Source organism: Methanococcus maripaludis (genome assembly GCF_002945325.1).
GTDB classification, from domain to species: Archaea; AGJL01; Methanococci; order Methanococcales; family Methanococcaceae; genus Methanococcus; species Methanococcus maripaludis.
In genome coordinates this window covers 977,986-995,233 of record NZ_CP026606.1, presented here as the reverse complement: position 1 = coordinate 995,233, position 17,248 = coordinate 977,986, and the positions used below count along the sequence as shown (strand labels likewise).

Sequence of the window (17,248 nt, the reverse complement as noted above, 5' to 3'; positions counted from 1 at the left end):
ATTAATTGAATTTAATTTTTTTTCCGATTAATTCAGCAGTTATTCCCGAAGCTTTCACTTCAAACATTCTATTTGATTTTACTTTTGAATTGTAAGTTTTCCAAGGAATTAAGTTTGTTGCAACATCAACAATTTTATCATCTTTTAAAAAAATCACATCTATAGGATATTTCATAAAAAATGTATGAATATGAAGTCTTCTATTCCCATATTTAAAGAATAATCCTTCATTTTCTGAAATATCCCTAAACATGAGCCCAAATGCCCGTTTTATAAAATTATCTGCAATATTTACAGAATAAGTTTTACCGTTTATTTCAAGGGTTTTTGGATTCATTTTTTAGTTCCTCTTTTGTATGGCACTGGAACATACTGTACAGATGGTCTCTGATTTACAGGCTGTCGGTAAAGGTCAAATAATTCATAAACGATATTTGGCAGGTTTGTATTTACTTCAATTCCGAGATCTTTTAATTTATTAATTGTTAAAGGATAGTCGTGCGTCCATTTTCCCGTAGAAAGAGTTTCTGAAAGGTATTTTGCTTTTTCTTCCCCCATTTTGTCTTTCAATATATCATAGACAAATTCTTTAACCTGAACTATTGCTTTTCTTGCAATATCTCCCAATATTAAAGTTTCATCGTCCAATTCATCAGTATATTTTGTATTTATTGCATTTATAATTGAAGCTGCCGGGTACTGTCCAATCTGAGGGTCTACAGGCCCCATTACTGCATTTTTATCAATTATAATTTCATCTGCTGCAAGAGCTATCAAACTTCCACCACTCATTGCATAGTGGGGAATTATAACTGTCGTTTTTGCCTTGTGTTCCTTTAGAGCGATTGCAATCTGTTCACTTGCAAGTACAAGTCCTCCTGGAGTATGAAGTATTAAATCTATCGGCATATCTTCAGGAGTCATTCTAATTGCCCTTAAAATTTCTTCACTATCCTCTATTGTAATATATTTATAAAGAGGAATTCCAAAAAGTGCCAGCTGTTCCTGCCTGTGTATCATGACAATTGCACGGGTTTTTCTAACCGCTTCGAACTGCTTTATAAATTTGTACCGTTGTAAAAGCCTATATCTAAAAAGCACCTGTGGATAGAAAAATAAAAACGCAAAAAATATCCAGATAATTGATGAAGGATCCATTTTGATAACCCCCGTGAAAATTGTCTTTTTGATCCAGTAAAGTCCTTAGATAACCTAAATATCTTATCATATATATATTCCTTTTATATTAGATTAACATACTTACTTAACCTTAAATAATATCTTAGTCTAATCAGATTATTCCTATCAAATTATTCATATAATCAAGAGGTGCACTGATGAGCAATATCAATATCAGTAACCTGAAACTCAAAAAAACTCTTCAAAAACCACCCGTAGTTCCAGAAGAAGCCATGTGTTTAAAATACGTGATTTTGGAACCGGTTGGTTTTCCGATAAATGTTAATGGCGAGACTTTAAAGGTTAGTGTAGAAGACCACGCACTATTTAACTCATACGCTCGAGAACAGTGGGAAAACGAGATTGTAAAGGAAGGCACATATTTATTTGACAGCACGATTATCCCGGAATACGCATTTAAGGTTGTTTCCCTCTACCCCAAAGAAGGGGGAATTATAACAAAAGACACGTTATTTAAATTGGAAAATAACAGTAAACCGCAAAATTCTCCAAAATTCAAAGAAACCACTTTTGAAGAAGTTGTCGGACAGCTTGATGCAAAGAAAAAGTGTAAAATTGTAATAAAATATCTTGAAAATCCTGAATTATTCGGAGAATGGGCTCCAAAAAACATCTTATTTTATGGGCCACCAGGAACTGGAAAAACAATGTTAGCAAGAGCACTTGCAACAGAGACGGATGTACCGCTTTATTTAATAAAGGCTACTGAACTTATTGGGGACCATGTTGGAGATGGCTCAAAACAGATTGAAAGTCTTTACGAAAATGCATCAGAAAATACGCCCTCAATAATATTTATTGATGAACTGGATGCAATTGCACTCAGCAGGCAGTTTCAGTCATTGAGGGGGGATGTATCTGAAGTAGTAAATGCTCTTCTTACAGAACTCGATGGAATAAAAAATAATCTGGGAGTTGTGACAATTGCGGCGACAAACAACCCAGAAATGCTCGATAATGCCATTAGAAGCAGATTTGAAGAAGAAATTGAATTTAAAATGCCTGATGATAACGAAAGATTGAAAATTATCGAACTCTATGTAGAAAAAATGCCAATAGCAGTAAATGCAGACCTGAAAAAATATGTTGAAAAAACAAAAGGCATGAATGGAAGAACGATTAAAGAAAAATTCCTAAAACCTGCACTCCATAAAGCAATTTTAGAAGATAGAGAATCGATTACTCAAAAAGATCTCGATGAAATAATCAAAAAAATCGTTAAAAATTCTACCCCATTAAATTTATATGGATAAATTCTTTTTTAAATTTTTAAAAAAATAATGATTAAAAAAAATAGAGAATATATATTTAATTTTTAAATTTAACTGCTGTTCCGTAGTAAGTGTATTCTACCATTTCTTCTCCAGTTTCTTCTGATTTGTAGGAAACTGAATCTAATTTCACACTTATTATTCCGTCTGCACCATCTTCTTTTCCTTTTCTAAATAATCCGTATAAAGCTTTCTTTTTAGCTTCCACTTGATCTTTTGTACCTGCTTTAGCAGCTAAGGACCCCATGATAAATCCAGTATAACTTTCAATTTCTTTTCCTTCAATTTTATCGCTTGTTGTTACGATCATAAAAACCACCATGTTTTTTTAAAATAACTATAGAAAGAAGATATATATTAATTTCTAAATAATTTCATTATTTAAAGAAATCTTCAATTTTAACCTGCTTTCTCTTGTCGTTTACAAATAAACTGTCAATTCCTGACTTTATAATTTCAAGTCTTTGTTTAATATAGTCGCTTGCATCATATTTTTCAGCCATTGTCTGGGAAACATTCATATACTTTTCAACAGCCCCTTTTGAAACCGTTAGAATCAGTCTGCTTCCACATTTTCTGCAAACTCCTTTTAACGGCATCCTTCGGTATTTTGCACCGCATTTGCATCTTACACCCTGCCTTGAAAAAGCTCTTAAATTTCCGATTAAATCGGGCACAAAGTGTGATTGAATAACCTTTTCAGCTACGTCTCTTTCATCAGTTGCCCTGATTTTTTTTGCTACGGCTAACTGTGCTGAAGTTTTTTCCATCATCGAACCTAATGTTTTATACGCACAAATTGGTGGCCCTTCATCAATTTTTGATGTTTCATGAGTATAGCCAATTCCTTCGTACTGGCTGTCTTTATCAAGTCGATCTTCAATAGTTTCCATCATTTTCTTAATTTCTTTTGGAGCGATTCCTTCCAGAGATTTTTCATAAAATTCAAGCGGGTATTCCCACATCGAATCCATGTTATGAACCTCACCATCTACTTCCTTAGGGTCCAAAATAGTTGTAAGAACCAGTGGTGCATCCATCTGGCCACCTCTTTTATCAGGCAAAAACCTTTTTGAAAAGTTCATAAATGCATCCAAAAGGAGGAAAAATGCATCTTCATCCCCATCACAATTTCTCCTTTTTGAAGCGTGGAAATAAGGATGTGCATAGCCTACGTTTGCATTGCTGTATCCAATAATCCTTCCAACCATTCCTGCAGAAGTGTGTGGCGCCATTCCGATTATTAAATGGCCTACAAGGTCTTCTCTTGTATTCACGTTGTAAAATCTATCTTTTTTGTAGTATTTTTCCAAAAGATCGTCTATAAATCCTGAAACATTTAAAAAGTAATCCATACAGGATTCAGGAACTATTACATCCTGAACTTTTAATTCTAATACCTGATCTTCATTTTCAAGTGGAGTTCCATGAATATCTTTTAAATATCCTAACGATTTTAATTTTTCAATAGGTACGTGTATTTCTACAGGTTTAAAATGCGTTACAGGAACATCTGTACAGTCAAACCTGGTAGTTCCGTCTTTAAATACATATATGTTATTTTTTGCCCGTAATATTGCTTTTTCCAAAGGTTCAATTATTTTATCCTTTGAGGTCATACCTTTAATACATTTTACGTCGCCGGGCTTGTTTATTTTTAAATTTTCAAGAGTTTTATACCAGTAATCCTTTATTGGAAGCTTTATTCTTGAAGGGCCTGTTGGTTCAACAGAATTTCCACAGAACGGACATGTCCTGTATAAACTTACCTTTCCACAACTACATTTTACATTTGCAATTTCGATTTCGTCAGTTTTTCCTTCTTCTACGGCCTTATTAATAAGTCTTACAAGAGCTCCCGCATTTCCAATAGGAAAAAGTCCATTTACTGGCGGTTTCATCTTTCTAGCAGCTGCTTTTTCAGGCCTACCCATTCTTGCGCCAACGTAAATATAGGCGTTTCTTCGAATTTCAAAAGGTGCGATTGTATTTATAAAGTGCATGTTATTTTTTGTATTTTGAAGTTTTTCATCGATATTATCAATCATATCCCTTTTTTCATCGAAATCATAACCTAAAGAGTATAAAAATGGATAATATTCAAAAATTTCTACTTTTTCTTCCATTACAGTATGTGGACATCCAATAAGTTCAAGATATCTTTTCGCATTTGAAATTTCCTCATCTTCAGGATCGTAATTTAGTTCCCATGAATCATTGCTTGGATTGTATTTTCCACCAATAACCCAACTTCGAAGGGTAGAAATATTCTCTTTAGAAATATCGTGCCAGAAATATGTGTATTTTGGATGCAATGGCGTTTTTGTAATTTTAGCATAATTTACCGCTTCCTTTTGCCCTGGATTTTTAATAAATTCTTCCGTGTATTCCAAATTTTGTGATTTTAAGATTTTTTCATACCATTCAATACACCAACTGCTTGGAAGTACCGTATGGTTGTTTTCTAAGAAATCCCCGTAATTAACTAAAATATCGCCTAAAAATAGAATTTCTTGAACTTCATCAGTATATTGTTTTGCTTTTTCAACAGTGTCTATTTTAAGTACGCTTCCATCATTTAATTTAACTATCGGACCTTCGATACTGTCAACAGGAACTACACAGGTTGCCTTTCCAGGTCTTTCGGTTTTAAGTTGGGTACCCACTGCCATGAAGTCATCGACTAAATACATTATTGCAGGATGAAAACCATCTGTTGCAAAACCAGTATTTCTGCTTCTTCCATACCTAAGTCTGAAACCGCCTTTTTTGGAAGGGTGGGAAAATACAGGCCTTCCTGCAATAACCTCCCCAATAAACTTAGTTACAGCTTCTACTTCATAATCTTCATACTGGGATAAGTCTTCTTCATCTTCGTAGTTATATTCATCGTTTTCTTCTTCTAGTTCTTCGATTACTTCTTCTTTTTTGCTTTTTAATTCTTTCAACCAGTTCCATCCTTCGATATTTAATTTATCAACGTGTCTTAAAATTTTAGGAGCTTTTAAAAGAACACCTTCAACCAGTGCTAAAAGAGCACCCCCTCGAATCTGGTTTGTTTCCACTCTTGGTAAATCCCGGTGTCCACTAACTTCAACATCGTCAGTGGCTTCCCCAGTAATTTCTACAGAGATATTTCTAACTGCAACCCGTATCTCTTCAGCTTTTGGCTGGTATTGAAATGTAGTAACCTCAGATTGATACAAATCAACTTCTTCACCGTAACGTTCAACTTCATCTTCTGTTGGCTTAAATCTATCTAATCCCATGTTTTTTCTAACATAATCCCCAACAAGTACTGCAAGTGCCTGTGCAGTTCCCCCTGCACTTCTAATCGGCCCTGCAAAATAAATTGCAAGATACTCACTGTTATCGCTGTTTTTCTTAATTTTAACATACGCAATTCCTTCTAGAGGTGCTGCAACAATACCTTCAGTAATAACCGCCAGAGCTGTTCTTACAGCCTGTTCAGCTCCAACTTCTCGCCCAAACTCGCCAAATTTTCCTTCAACTATCTCTTTTGCAATTTCAAGCGCTGCAGGTTCTTTTCCAAATTCAGATACTAGTTCCCTAATACGCTCTGCAACATTTTTTGGTCCAACGATACCTTCAACCCTATCTGCCATATCTTTTGCAAGCGGGATTTCAACATGATCCGTTACGTCGTACCCGTTCTTCCTACACTCTTCTGCAAGATTATAAAGGTTGGATACATCGTCTAAAATATTTTTAAAATATTCAGTCATTCCTTTTGAAGCTGAAACATGGAGCATGATTATCACGATTAAAGTTGGATTAAACGTAGGTTAAAGAGTTATGTCTTAAAAGAATATATAGTTTTAACTTGGTTATGGGGGTACCAATTATAAAATAATTGTTTGTATAGCACAGGTTAAAAAATTATTTTGAAAATGTTTAAAATTTTGTAAATTTTTTTGAAATGGCATCGGGGCTATAGCCTGCCTTCTGTAATTTCGGTGACATTCAGCTTAGCACATATGCTTGCACCCGTGTAAAATAAGGTCGTTTCATCGATTTTCTAAGAATCCTCAATTTTGAAAATATCATAGTCATATTTCTTAGAACCGTGTCGTTTCTATACCCTATTCATTCCTTCTCAGGAAATCTACACAATTGGGTGGGCAGAGCTTCCTCCCAGTGGATAGTCACCAGCCCCCTTGCCATGAGTTTGAGTATATGCTACCCGAAAACTCGAAAAATGAAATGAATAAAAAAAAGTGACTAACAGCGTCACATTGTTCCCACCAGATGGCAGTACTTAATGAATCGCAGGAGGGCTTAATTTCCGAGATCGGGATGGGATCGGATGTAACTCCTCCGCTATGACCGTTATGTCAAAGTTTAAATTAAAAGTGCATCTATTGCCCCCGTATCTTTAAGTGTCCAGATGCCAATTTATCTCTTGAACTATTAGTACTAGCGGGCTGAACATCTCGGAAAACCTTGATGCGTACACCCCTAGCCTATCAAACCTGTCTTCTACAGATGTTCTCGTTCCCGAAGGAAACGGCTGTCTATTTTCAGGATGAATTTCGAGCTTAGATGCTTTCAGCTCTTATCTCTTGGCGCGTGGCTGCTCGGCAATGCCTTGTCAGACAACCGATCGACTAGAGGCGCCGACGGCCCGTTCCTCTCGTACTAGAGCCACCTTTCCCTCAGACAGCCAACACATCCAGCAGATAGCAACCAACCTGTCTCACGACGGTCTAAACCCAGCTCATGATCCCCTTTAATGGGCGAACAGCCCCACCCTTGGGTCCTGCTGCAGACCCAGGATGGGAAAAACCGACATCGAGGTAGCAAGCCGCGGGGTCGATATGGGCTCTTGCCCGCGACAACTCTGTTATCCCCGGGGTAGCTTTTTTGTCATCCCTGGCCCCCATCAGTGAGGCACAGGGGTTCGTTAGGCCCGGCTTTCGCCTCTTCGTTGCGTTTTGTTGGCAACAAAGTCAGGCTGGCTTTTGCCCTTACACTCAACAGCGGAGTCCTGACCCGCTTGAGCCAACCTTTGGGCCCTCCTGATGCATTTTTAGGAGGGTACCGCCCCAGCCAAACTGCCCACCTACCGGTGTCCCCTAAAAGGGTAAGGAACATGGTCATGAGAGGGTGGTGTCCCAGGGTCGCCTCCACCTTTCCTGGCGAAAAGGTTTCGATGGCTCCCACCTACACTGTACACTCACAACCATGCCCCAACGACAGGCTGCAGTAAAGCTCCACGGGGTCTTCGCTTCCCACTGGAAGTCTCCGGCCTTTGCGCCGGAATGGTAGGTTCACCGGATTCTAGTCGGGGACAGTGGAGGTCTCGTTACGCCATTCATGCAGGTCGGAACTTGCCCGACAAGGAATTTCGCTACCTTAAGAGGGTTATAGTTACCCCCGCCGTTTACTGGCGCTTCGCCCGGTTGAAACCGGGGTTCACGTACCAGCACTGGGCAGGCGTCGGCCTTAGTACACACCTTTTCAGGCTCGCTAAGACCTATGTTTGTATTAAACAGTCGGACCTCCCTGGTCACTGCGACCAGCGATCCCATATATAAACAAGATCACTGGCACTCCTTCTCCCGAAGTTACGGAGCCAATTTGCCGACTTCCCTCGACTAGATTCATCCGCTACGCCTTAGGATACTCACCTAGGGGCACCAGTGTCGGTTCTGGGTACGGACATCTAAAATCCTTGTTAGTTCCCTTTTCACGGGCTCCAGAGATCGGCCGAACCCTCCTAACGGAGAGCTCATCACTCTTTCATCCGGTTCTCGTTATTACAACTCTCCCCGGACTTATAAGCTTGAATGCCCAGACAAGAACACTCAGCCTACCCAGAAGCGTCGGAAACTAACCTAGTGTTGCCACGCGTATTTAGATGGCACAGGAATATTAACCTGTTTCCCTTTCCTCTCAAAGAAGTTAACTCGAGAGTTAGGACCGGCTTACCCACAGCTGAAAAACATTGCTGTGGAACCCTTGCCCCTTCGGCGGTGGGGATTCTCACCCCACTTATGCTGTTACTACTACCGGGATCTTCATTTCTACGAGGTCCACTCGACTTCACAGCCGAACTTCTGCCCTCGCAGAACGCCCCCCTACAGGATCACCTTTCGGTGCCCTTGGGTCTCGGCGGCCGATTTAGCCCCGTCCATTTTCGGGGCCCTTGATCTCGACAGGTGAGCTGTTACGCACTCGTTAAAGGATGGCTGCTTCTAAGCCAACCTCCCTGCTGTCTTAGACCAAGGACGCCCTTCGTGTTCACACTTAATCGGCACTTAGGGGCCTTAACCCAAGTCTCGGTTATTCCCGTCTCGGACATACAGCTTACCCGTATGCCCTCACTCGGAGCATGCGACGACGACAAGTTCGGAGTTTGACAAAACAGCGAGGAATTTCTTCCCCTAACCACCTTATCAGTGCTCTACCTTGCCGACTATCTAAACTCCGGCTGACCTGAGAGTCACTTCGGAGGGAACCAGCTATCTCCGGGCTCGATTGGCCTTTCACCCCTAGACCGAGGTCAGAAGAGTGCTTCGAACGGCAACAACTCTGCAGGCCTCCATCCCTCAGTTGAGGGACTTCACCTTGCCCCGGCCTAGATCGCCCGGTTTCGGGTCATATTGCTGTGACTCCGGGCCCTTAAGACCCCGTCCCTCAAGATTTTGCGGACTTGTTGGTTTCCCTACGCCTACGATCGTGAAGATCTTAAGCTCGCCACAACAATATACTCCCCGGCCCGTTTTTCGAAACGGACGACACAACCCTGGCTCTATACTTCGTACAGCCGTCTTGCGACGGTTTCCTTCAGTATAGTTGCCTTTGGGGCCGTGTCATACCATACCTATCTGGTTTCAGGCTCTTTTCACACCCGATTAAAGGTGCTTTTCAGCTTTCCCTCGCGGTACTAGTACACTATCGGTCTTGGAACGTATTTAGAGTTGGAAGTTGATGCCTCCCAAATTCCCGCGCGATATCCAACGCACGGTACTCAGGGACACTTCAAACCTGAATCGATTACGCTTACGGGACTTTCACCCTCTATAGTGTGACGTTCCAGTCAACTTCAGCTTTTCTCAACAGGCGAAAAGAAGGCCCTATAACACCACATCTCCCCGAAGGGATTCAGTTTGCTCTGATCCGCGTTCAATCGCCTCTAATAACGGAATCTCTATTGATTTCTCTTCCTGCGGGTACTAAGATGCTTCAATCCCCCGCGTTCCCAATCCTTAACGGATTACAAAGTAGGAAGTCCCATTCGGAAATCTCAGGTTCAATGACTGTATGCGTCTCGCCTGAGCTTATCGCAGCTTACCACGTCCTTCATCGGCGTTCCAAGCCAAGCCATTCCCCAGATAGGGTAATAGATAAATCTAGGCATCTGGATAACACCAGATACGGAGGCTTATGCACGACCTTCACTAAAAATCCGGTCCTCGGTCCATAATACTCGGTATTGTGGACTGCTAGTAAAAGTGGACCCGGCGGGATTTGAACCCACGGCCTCCGCCTTGCAAGGGCGGCGCTCTCCCAACTGAGCTACGGGCCCATTCGTTAAGCCTACAATCTTTTAGTGCCTAGTAGCAACCATTGTTCTTTTTTTAGGAGGTGATCCAGCCGCAGGTTCCCCTACGGCTACCTTGTTACGACTTCACCCCCCTCGCTGAGCCCAAGTTCGACCCTAGCCAAAGGCCAAGGCCTCACTTCAACCCAACTCGGGTGGTGTGACGGGCGGTGTGTGCAAGGAGCAGGGACACATTCACCGCAGTATTATGAACTGCGATTACTACGGATTCCAGCTTCACGTGGGCGAGTTACAGCCCACGATCCGAACTACGACTAGGTTTAGGAGATTTGCGTCCCTTTTCAGGGTTGCGGCCCATTGTCCTAGCCATTGTAGCCCGCGTGTAGCCCAGGAGATTCGGGGCATGCGGACCTATCGTTGCCCGCTCCTTCCTCTGACTTAGCGCCAGCGGTCCCCTATGAGTGCCTTTCTCCCTGAGGAAAAAGTAGCAACATAGGGCACGGGTCTCGCTCGTTACCTGACTTAACAGGACGCCTCGCGGTACGAGCTGACGATGGCCATGCACCACCTCTCAGCGCTTCAGGCAAGGTCGTCAACCTGGCCGTCATCATGCTGTCGCTCCTGGTGAGATGCCCGGCGTTGAATCCAATTAAACCGCAGGCTCCACCCGTTGTGGTGCTCCCCCGCCAATTCCTTTAAGTTTCAGTCTTGCGACCGTACTCCCCAGGCGGCGAACTTAACGGCTTCCCTTCGGCACTAGATGGGCACGGGGCCCACCTAACACCTAGTTCGCAAAGTTTACGGCCAGGACTACCCGGGTATCTAATCCGGTTCGCGCCCCTGGCTTTCGTCCCTCACCGTCGGACCCGTTCCAGACAAGTGCCTTCGCCATAGGTGGTCCTTCAAGGATCAACACATTTCACCGCTACCCCTGAAGTACCCTTGTCCTCTCCCGGTCCCAAGTCCAGCAGTATCCCTGCCAGTCCTGCGGTTAAGCCGCAGGATTTAAACAAGGACTTACTGGACCGGCTACGGACGCTTTAGGCCCAATAAAAGTGGCCACCACTCGGGCCGTCGGTGTTACCGCGGCTGCTGGCACCGAACTTGCCCAGCCCTTATTCCTCAAGCTGTTTACACTTGATAAAAGCCCATGCTGTGCATGAGCACTTGGGATCCCCCCGTCGCACTTTCGTGCATTGCGGAGGTTTCGCGCCTGCTGCGCCCCGTAGGGCCTGGGGCCGTGTCTCAGTCCCCATCTCCGGGCTTCCTCTCTCAAGGCCCGTACCGATCGTAGGCTTGGTGGGCCATTACCCCACCAACTACCTAATCGAGCGCAGTCCAATCCTCAGGCGCATATGCTTTCGAAAAAGAATCGTTCCAGACTGCTTTTTCTATGGGGTATTATCCTCAGTTTCCCAAGGTTATCCCCCACCTGAGGGTATGTTAACCACGTGTTAATGAGCCGTCCGCCATGGCCGAAACCATAGACTCGCATGGCTTAGTCGAATCCCAATAGCAGTGGCCTCCGGCGGGATCAACCGGAATTAGTAGCGTAAAAGAATTTTACGCCACCCTCTCGTGGAGTACGTCATTTTACATTAAAGGAAATGACATTTGGTTGCTATCTAGGTTTCACCTAGATTGTAGGCTTACATCGCACCTGAGTATTTCAATCAGATGTTCACTTCAATTGCATAATATGTCAATGATTCGGATAGTGTAATGTTTTTAGGTTTGAAACGATAGTATATAAAAAAAATTAATTTAAAAATAATTAAACCATACTTTCAAGAACATCTAATTGTTCGCCAGTCCCAAAAGCATATATTTGATCATTGTATTCCAAAATAATCTCAGGACCTGGATTTACAAGTAAATCATTCTCTTTTTTAATTCCGATAATTGTTACCCTACTATTATATCGTATTTGCGATTCAGTTAGTGTTTTTCCGCGAATTTTTGAATTTTTCCCAATTAGTATTTTTCTAATTTCCAAATCTTCATCATATTCATATTTTGCAATAGACATGAAAGTTGAAACAAAATCTAAAATCCCAGGTTTCATTGCAAGTTCCGCAACCCTGAGACCTCCAATCATATAAGGTGAAACAACCTTGTCAGCGCCTGCAATTAATAATTTATCCATTGCAACCTGCTCATCTGCTTTTGAAACGACATATAATTTCGGATTCAGTCTTTTTGAAGAAAGTGTAATATATACATTATCTGAATCTGTTGAAACTGTTGAAATAAGTGCTTTTGCACGGTCTATCTGCGCATCTATTAAATATTCATCGTGTGTGGCATCCCCAACAATATAATTAAAATTTGGATCTTTTTCAAATTCTGCTTCTAAAATTTCTGAATTACTATCAATTGCAACATAATCAAGACCACTTTCCCTTAATCGATCTATTACAACCCTGCCAATTCTACCATAACCGCAGACAATGTAGTGGTTTTCGAGCATTTCTATTCTTTTTTTCATTTTGATCCGCCTGTTGTATCTTTTAAAATAACCGCCAATAAACGACTCCGCAAACGCACCCAGCGTATAAAGTCCAGTACTTACTCCAAAAACAATAAACAAAATTGTCAAAAGTTGGCCAAATTCTGAAGTTGGGTAAAAATCACCATAACCAACTGTTGAAATTGTAGCCACTGAAAAATAAATTGCCTGTAAAAGGGTCCAGCCCTCGATATACATAAACATTAATGAAAACGAAATTATAACAACAAATAATACAAAAATTCCGATCTTAATTTTTTCCATTGATTCCATAACATACCCGAAACTAGTTATAATCCCATATATATCTTATAAAATATATATTTCATTCTAAAGGGGAACGTTATGGAAATTGGATTAATTGATATTAAAGGAACACTACCTTGTTTTGAAAATTTTGGAAACCTCCCGACAAAAATTATTGATGAAAACAACATTTCAGAGATAAAAAACCTTGAAATGCTGATAATACCTGGGGGAAGTATTGTTGAAAGCGGATCTTTTACTGAGGAATTTAAAAAACAGATTTTAGATTTTGATAATTATATTGTTGGAATATGCAGTGGATTTCAAATACTCTCTGAAAAAATTGATATTGGAAGAAAAAGCCCCGTTCCAATTGTAAAAGAAGGACTCGGCCTTTTGAACGTTGAATTTTCGCCATTAATTTGTACAGATTTAGTAAAATTTAACTTTGAAAATGATAATTTATTTGGTAAAAAAAATCAATTAGGACACGGTTTTCACTGCCACACCTATGGAAACATTGAAATTACCAATAATTCAACTGAAAAATGGACAACTTCAAAAATTGAAAAATTAAACTACAAAATGGTTGGAAAACAGAATATTTTGTCCGGTGTTTTTAAAAATAAAGTTTATGGAACGATGGTTCATAATTTACTCGATAATAATTTCGTTGTTAAAAATTTTTTAAAAAACATGAAAATTACTGAAGATGAAAAACAAAATATTTTTAAGAAAAATTCAATTTTAAAGGAAAAACTAAAAAACAGATCCAAAATCTCTGAAAACTTCAAAACTGAATCAGAAGATAAAAAAGGAATAATATTACTTGCAACGGGTTCTGAAAGTGGAAAAACATTTCTTTCAACGAGTATCTGCTCAAAATTAAAAGGAAAAACTTTTGTTTCAAAAATAGGTCCTGATGTAAGGGATATTGTGCCTTCATTATATCTTTTAAGAGAACCCATGACTAAATTTAGCAGTATTAAAATCTCAGATCGAGGCTGGTCTGAACCGTCCGAATTTTTAGAATTTGTCAAAAATTCCGAATTTAATAATTATATTATAGAAGGTGTCATGGGTGCATTTACTGGAGCCCTAAATAAGAAAAACTATAGCGGATCAGAAGTTTCGAAAATTTTAGGTTTTCCAGTATATATTATATCATCATGTAGTAAAACAGGAATTGAAGGATCTTTTGTTGAATGTATGGCTTACTACTCGTTATTAAAAGAAATGGGCGTTAATGTCGCTGGAATTATATTGAACAGGGTTTATAATGCAGAATTACTTGATAAAGTTAAAAAAATTGCGGATGATTTAAATATTGATTTAATCGGCGTAAATAAACTAAATGTAAATGTTGATAATAAAAGAGGGCTCATTCCAGAAGTTGAAATCGATTACGAAGAATTTTGTAACGCCACGATGAAACTTGATTTTGATATAGATATTCCAGAAATTAAGCCTGAAAAAATTAATGAAGATTCTAAAACTTTCGAAAAATATTTGAAAATTTGGTCTGAAAAACTAATAAATATAAACTAAAACTCGATTTTTAAAATTTTAAAAAAAGAAAATATGTTATTTTTTTAATTAAAATGTTATTTTAGGTTATTTAATATAAATCTTACCTAAAATAAATGCATATACTAAACTAATGTAAAAATTGATGAATACTGCAATTAGCATTCCAATAAATGGAATTAATCCTGCTAAAAAGCCAGAAACTGCACCTACAACAATTATTATTAAATACATTATTATATAATCTGAAAAATTATCTTTTATTTTATCAAATATTTGTGAAAATCTAAATGCTGCTCCAAATTCATCGTATGCGATGTAATTTGCAATTGCCATTGGAATAATAAATCCAATTACAAATGCAAGCAATATTACTAAAAGCATTGTAATACCAAAGCCAACAATACCGCCTGCAATTGCTGCATCGTGACCATTAGCCATTGCCATTATTGAAGTTCCGCCAAATACAAACATAATTATTGCTGGAATTATCATATATATTATATAGATTATAACGGCAACTAGCCCTTTTACAAATTTACCGCCAAATTCAGACCATTCTGGAAGTTCTTCTTTTGAATCAATTATATTTTTAAGAAGTTCTAGCGCATAGCCAAATGAAATAAAGTTTACTATTGGAATTATAGATAATATCGCACCAATAACAACTTTTTTGATCCAATCTGGATCGTCCGTCGGGAACTTAAATGCCCGTTCAAAATCCATTGTATCACCCCATATGTTATAATATTGAATTTTCGAATATATAATTCTTACTTTTTGTTAAAAACTTTTAAAAACCATTTTTTAGATAATTAATGCATTTTTAAGGAATTGTTCAATATTAAATTAGTAAATTTTAACTTTTGAAAATAACTTCAAAAATTTATATAGTACTGGTAACATATGTGAAAGGTACCAGAAAATTTGTGAAAATAATGGATGATAAACAGATTCAAAATATTCGGCCAAGACTTACAGAATGCTTAAAAACGCTAAATTTTCAAGATATTATCTCGGAAAAAAAGAAAGTAGCCATTGATATAGATAATATCTATAAACATGGTGTAATTGACTTTATAGAGTTTTTAGAAGAATTTCCAAAAGAAGGAATAGAACTCCTTGAAGAGTGTTACAGGGATGCATATTATTCAATAAAAACGGAAAAGCCCGATATTGTAATTACTGTAAAAAACATACCTGAAGAATTTAATAAATCAGAAAAAAAGCAAAATTATACTATTGAAGATATTAAAAGTGGCACTCTTGGAAAATTGATTGAATTTGAAGGAATAATTGTTATCGCGACAAAAATAAAATCAGCCTTAAAAAAGGCAACTTACGTATGCACACAATGTGGCGAAAAAAAAATACAGGAAGTTGAAAATCCATTTGAAGCTTATTTTGAACCAATATGTCCAAAATGTGCACAAAATATGACTTTAATTGAGGACGAATCTGAATATATTGATTTTCAGGAAATTAAAGTTCAACAGCCCCTTGATTCTATGGGCGACCCTGAAGAGCCACCCAAATATATTACTGTATTTTTAGAACACAGCCCTGGAATTTATTGTGGGCGTGTAAAAGTTACAGGAATTCCAATAAAAAACCAGAAAAACAAAAATATCCCGATTTATGATATTTATGTTAAAGGAATTAATTGTGAAGTTTTAGAAGATAAAATTGAAGCAGATTTAAATGAAGAAGATATCAAAAATATCGAAAAAGTTGGAAAAAATCCAAAAGTAATAGATATATTATCTGAAAGGCTGATTCCTGAAATTAAAGGTTATGAAATTATCAAAAAAGCGATATTTTTACAGCAAGTTAAAGGAGTTAAAAAAGGAAACAAAAGAGCTGACAGCCACTTGCTTTTAATTACTGATCCAGGTATTGGAAAATCAGTTATGCTTAGAAAAATTGCTGAAATTCCTGGAAATTTGTACGGGTCAGCCACTACTGCATCAGGTGTTGGTTTAACTGCTGCAGTTATTCGTGAAAAAACAGAAATTGGAGACGATACCTGGGTTATTAAACCTGGGCTTTTAGTTAAAGCAAATAAAGGAACTGCATGTATTGATGAGCTTACAGTTAATCGGGACCTTCAAACATTTGTTCTTGAAGCTATGGAATCTCAGACAATACATGTCAGTAAAGGTGGAATTAATGCAAAATTGCCATCAGAATGTGCAATTATTGCAGCATGTAACCCGAGATGGGGTAGATTTGACCCAAATGTCTCGATTCCTGAACAGATAAATATTCCTGCACCTATGCTGAGCAGGTTTGATTTAATATTCCCGATAAAAGATGAAGCAGATCGATCAAAAGATAAAGACATTGCACAGCACATTATCAATGTTCATAGAGCATATTTAAGTAAAGAAGTTTCGAAAAATATGAAACTCGACCATATTATAGTCGATGATGTCTTGATTGACAGGGATTTTGTAATAAAATATATAGAATATGCAAAAACTAAATCGCCAATAATTTCAGAAAGTGCTGAAAAGCTTCTCACTGAATTTTATTTAAACATGAGAAAAGGTTCTGTTCAAATTACTGCAAGACAGCTTGAAGCGGCAATCCGTATTGCAGAAGCGCATGCAAAAGCAAAATTAAAAGATGTTGTTGACGAAGAAGACGCAAATGAAGCCATTTCAATAATTACTGAATCTTTAAAAGAAACTGCATATGATCCTGAAACCGGACAATTTGATGTCGATAAAATTTCAGGAGTTGGAAAAAAAGATAGAAGTAAGATGATGGGCGTATATGATTTAATAAAAGCACTTGCTGAAAAAAGTGATAACGATCTTGTAATAATTGATGAAATCGTAGAAGCTGGAAAATCAAAAGGAATTGATGAAGAACATATCCTACTTTCGATTAAAAAGCTTAAAAGTAATGGGGACATTGATGAACCTAAGACTGGAAAATTCAGGATAATTTAAAAATTCGTGA

9 protein-coding genes, 1 tRNA gene, 3 rRNA genes and 1 other RNA gene are annotated in these 17,248 nt (G+C 38.5%); 3 read left to right on the top strand and 11 right to left on the bottom strand.

The annotated features are described in order from the left end of the window. Position 1: 1 nt before the first annotated feature. Both MMJJ_RS05350 and MMJJ_RS05345 read right to left on the bottom strand, forming a co-directional pair. A complete protein-coding gene (locus tag MMJJ_RS05350) occupies positions 2 to 337 on the bottom strand; it encodes a DUF192 domain-containing protein (protein ID WP_104837986.1) in 336 nt (111 codons plus the stop codon). Further along, positions 334 to 1,158 (bottom strand): SDH family Clp fold serine proteinase, encoded by an 825-nt coding sequence (locus MMJJ_RS05345; protein WP_104837985.1) that lies wholly within the window; start codon positions 1,156 to 1,158, stop codon positions 334 to 336. The genes MMJJ_RS05350 and MMJJ_RS05345 overlap by 4 nt, the downstream gene beginning before the upstream one ends. Positions 1,159 to 1,337: 179 nt before the next feature. On the opposite strand from MMJJ_RS05345, the gene MMJJ_RS05340 reads away from it, so the two are divergent. Next, positions 1,338 to 2,453 carry an AAA family ATPase gene (locus MMJJ_RS05340; RefSeq protein ID WP_104837984.1) on the top strand — a complete coding sequence of 372 codons (1,116 nt, stop codon included), beginning with the start codon at positions 1,338 to 1,340 and terminating at the stop codon, positions 2,451 to 2,453. A 55-nt stretch (positions 2,454 to 2,508) separates the two neighbouring features. Here MMJJ_RS05340 and MMJJ_RS05335 read toward each other — a convergent pair whose 3' ends face one another. From MMJJ_RS05335 to MMJJ_RS05300, 8 genes are all read right to left on the bottom strand, one after another. After that, entirely contained in the window at positions 2,509 to 2,781 is a 273-nt protein-coding gene (locus MMJJ_RS05335; RefSeq protein ID WP_011169969.1) for a heavy metal-binding domain-containing protein, read from the bottom strand. A 67-nt stretch (positions 2,782 to 2,848) separates the two neighbouring features. Beyond that, positions 2,849 to 6,244 (bottom strand): DNA polymerase II large subunit, encoded by a 3,396-nt coding sequence (gene polC / locus MMJJ_RS05330; RefSeq protein WP_104837983.1) that lies wholly within the window; start codon positions 6,242 to 6,244, stop codon positions 2,849 to 2,851. Between the two features lie 170 nt (positions 6,245 to 6,414). Next, positions 6,415 to 6,653: RNase P RNA component (gene rnpB, locus MMJJ_RS05325), an RNA gene on the bottom strand. Between the two features lie 58 nt (positions 6,654 to 6,711). Further along, a 5S ribosomal RNA gene (rrf, locus tag MMJJ_RS05320) occupies positions 6,712 to 6,826 on the bottom strand. Positions 6,827 to 6,882: 56 nt separating this feature from the next. Continuing rightward, positions 6,883 to 9,850, bottom strand: a 23S ribosomal RNA gene (locus tag MMJJ_RS05315). 100 nt (positions 9,851 to 9,950) lie between these two features. Then, positions 9,951 to 10,023 (bottom strand) — tRNA-Ala (locus tag MMJJ_RS05310). A gap of 54 nt (positions 10,024 to 10,077) precedes the next feature. Next, positions 10,078 to 11,544 (bottom strand): 16S ribosomal RNA (locus MMJJ_RS05305). Together the 16S, 23S and 5S rRNA genes with 1 tRNA gene alongside form the textbook arrangement of a ribosomal RNA operon. Before the next feature lie 229 nt (positions 11,545 to 11,773). Next, positions 11,774 to 12,781 carry a potassium channel family protein gene (locus tag MMJJ_RS05300; protein ID WP_104837982.1) on the bottom strand — a complete coding sequence of 336 codons (1,008 nt, stop codon included), beginning with the start codon at positions 12,779 to 12,781 and terminating at the stop codon, positions 11,774 to 11,776. Between the two features lie 72 nt (positions 12,782 to 12,853). Between MMJJ_RS05300 and MMJJ_RS05295 the strand changes: the two genes are divergently transcribed. Then, positions 12,854 to 14,302: a cobyrinic acid a,c-diamide synthase gene (locus MMJJ_RS05295; RefSeq protein WP_104837981.1), complete on the top strand. Its 1,449-nt coding sequence runs from the start codon at positions 12,854 to 12,856 to the stop codon at positions 14,300 to 14,302. A gap of 66 nt (positions 14,303 to 14,368) precedes the next feature. Here MMJJ_RS05295 and MMJJ_RS05290 read toward each other — a convergent pair whose 3' ends face one another. After that, positions 14,369 to 15,007, bottom strand: a complete 639-nt coding sequence (locus MMJJ_RS05290; protein ID WP_104837980.1) for a DUF4013 domain-containing protein — start codon at positions 15,005 to 15,007, stop codon at positions 14,369 to 14,371. Between the two features lie 212 nt (positions 15,008 to 15,219). On the opposite strand from MMJJ_RS05290, the gene MMJJ_RS05285 reads away from it, so the two are divergent. After that, positions 15,220 to 17,238, top strand: a complete 2,019-nt coding sequence (locus MMJJ_RS05285; RefSeq protein WP_104837979.1) for an ATP-binding protein — start codon at positions 15,220 to 15,222, stop codon at positions 17,236 to 17,238. Positions 17,239 to 17,248 lie beyond the last annotated feature (10 nt).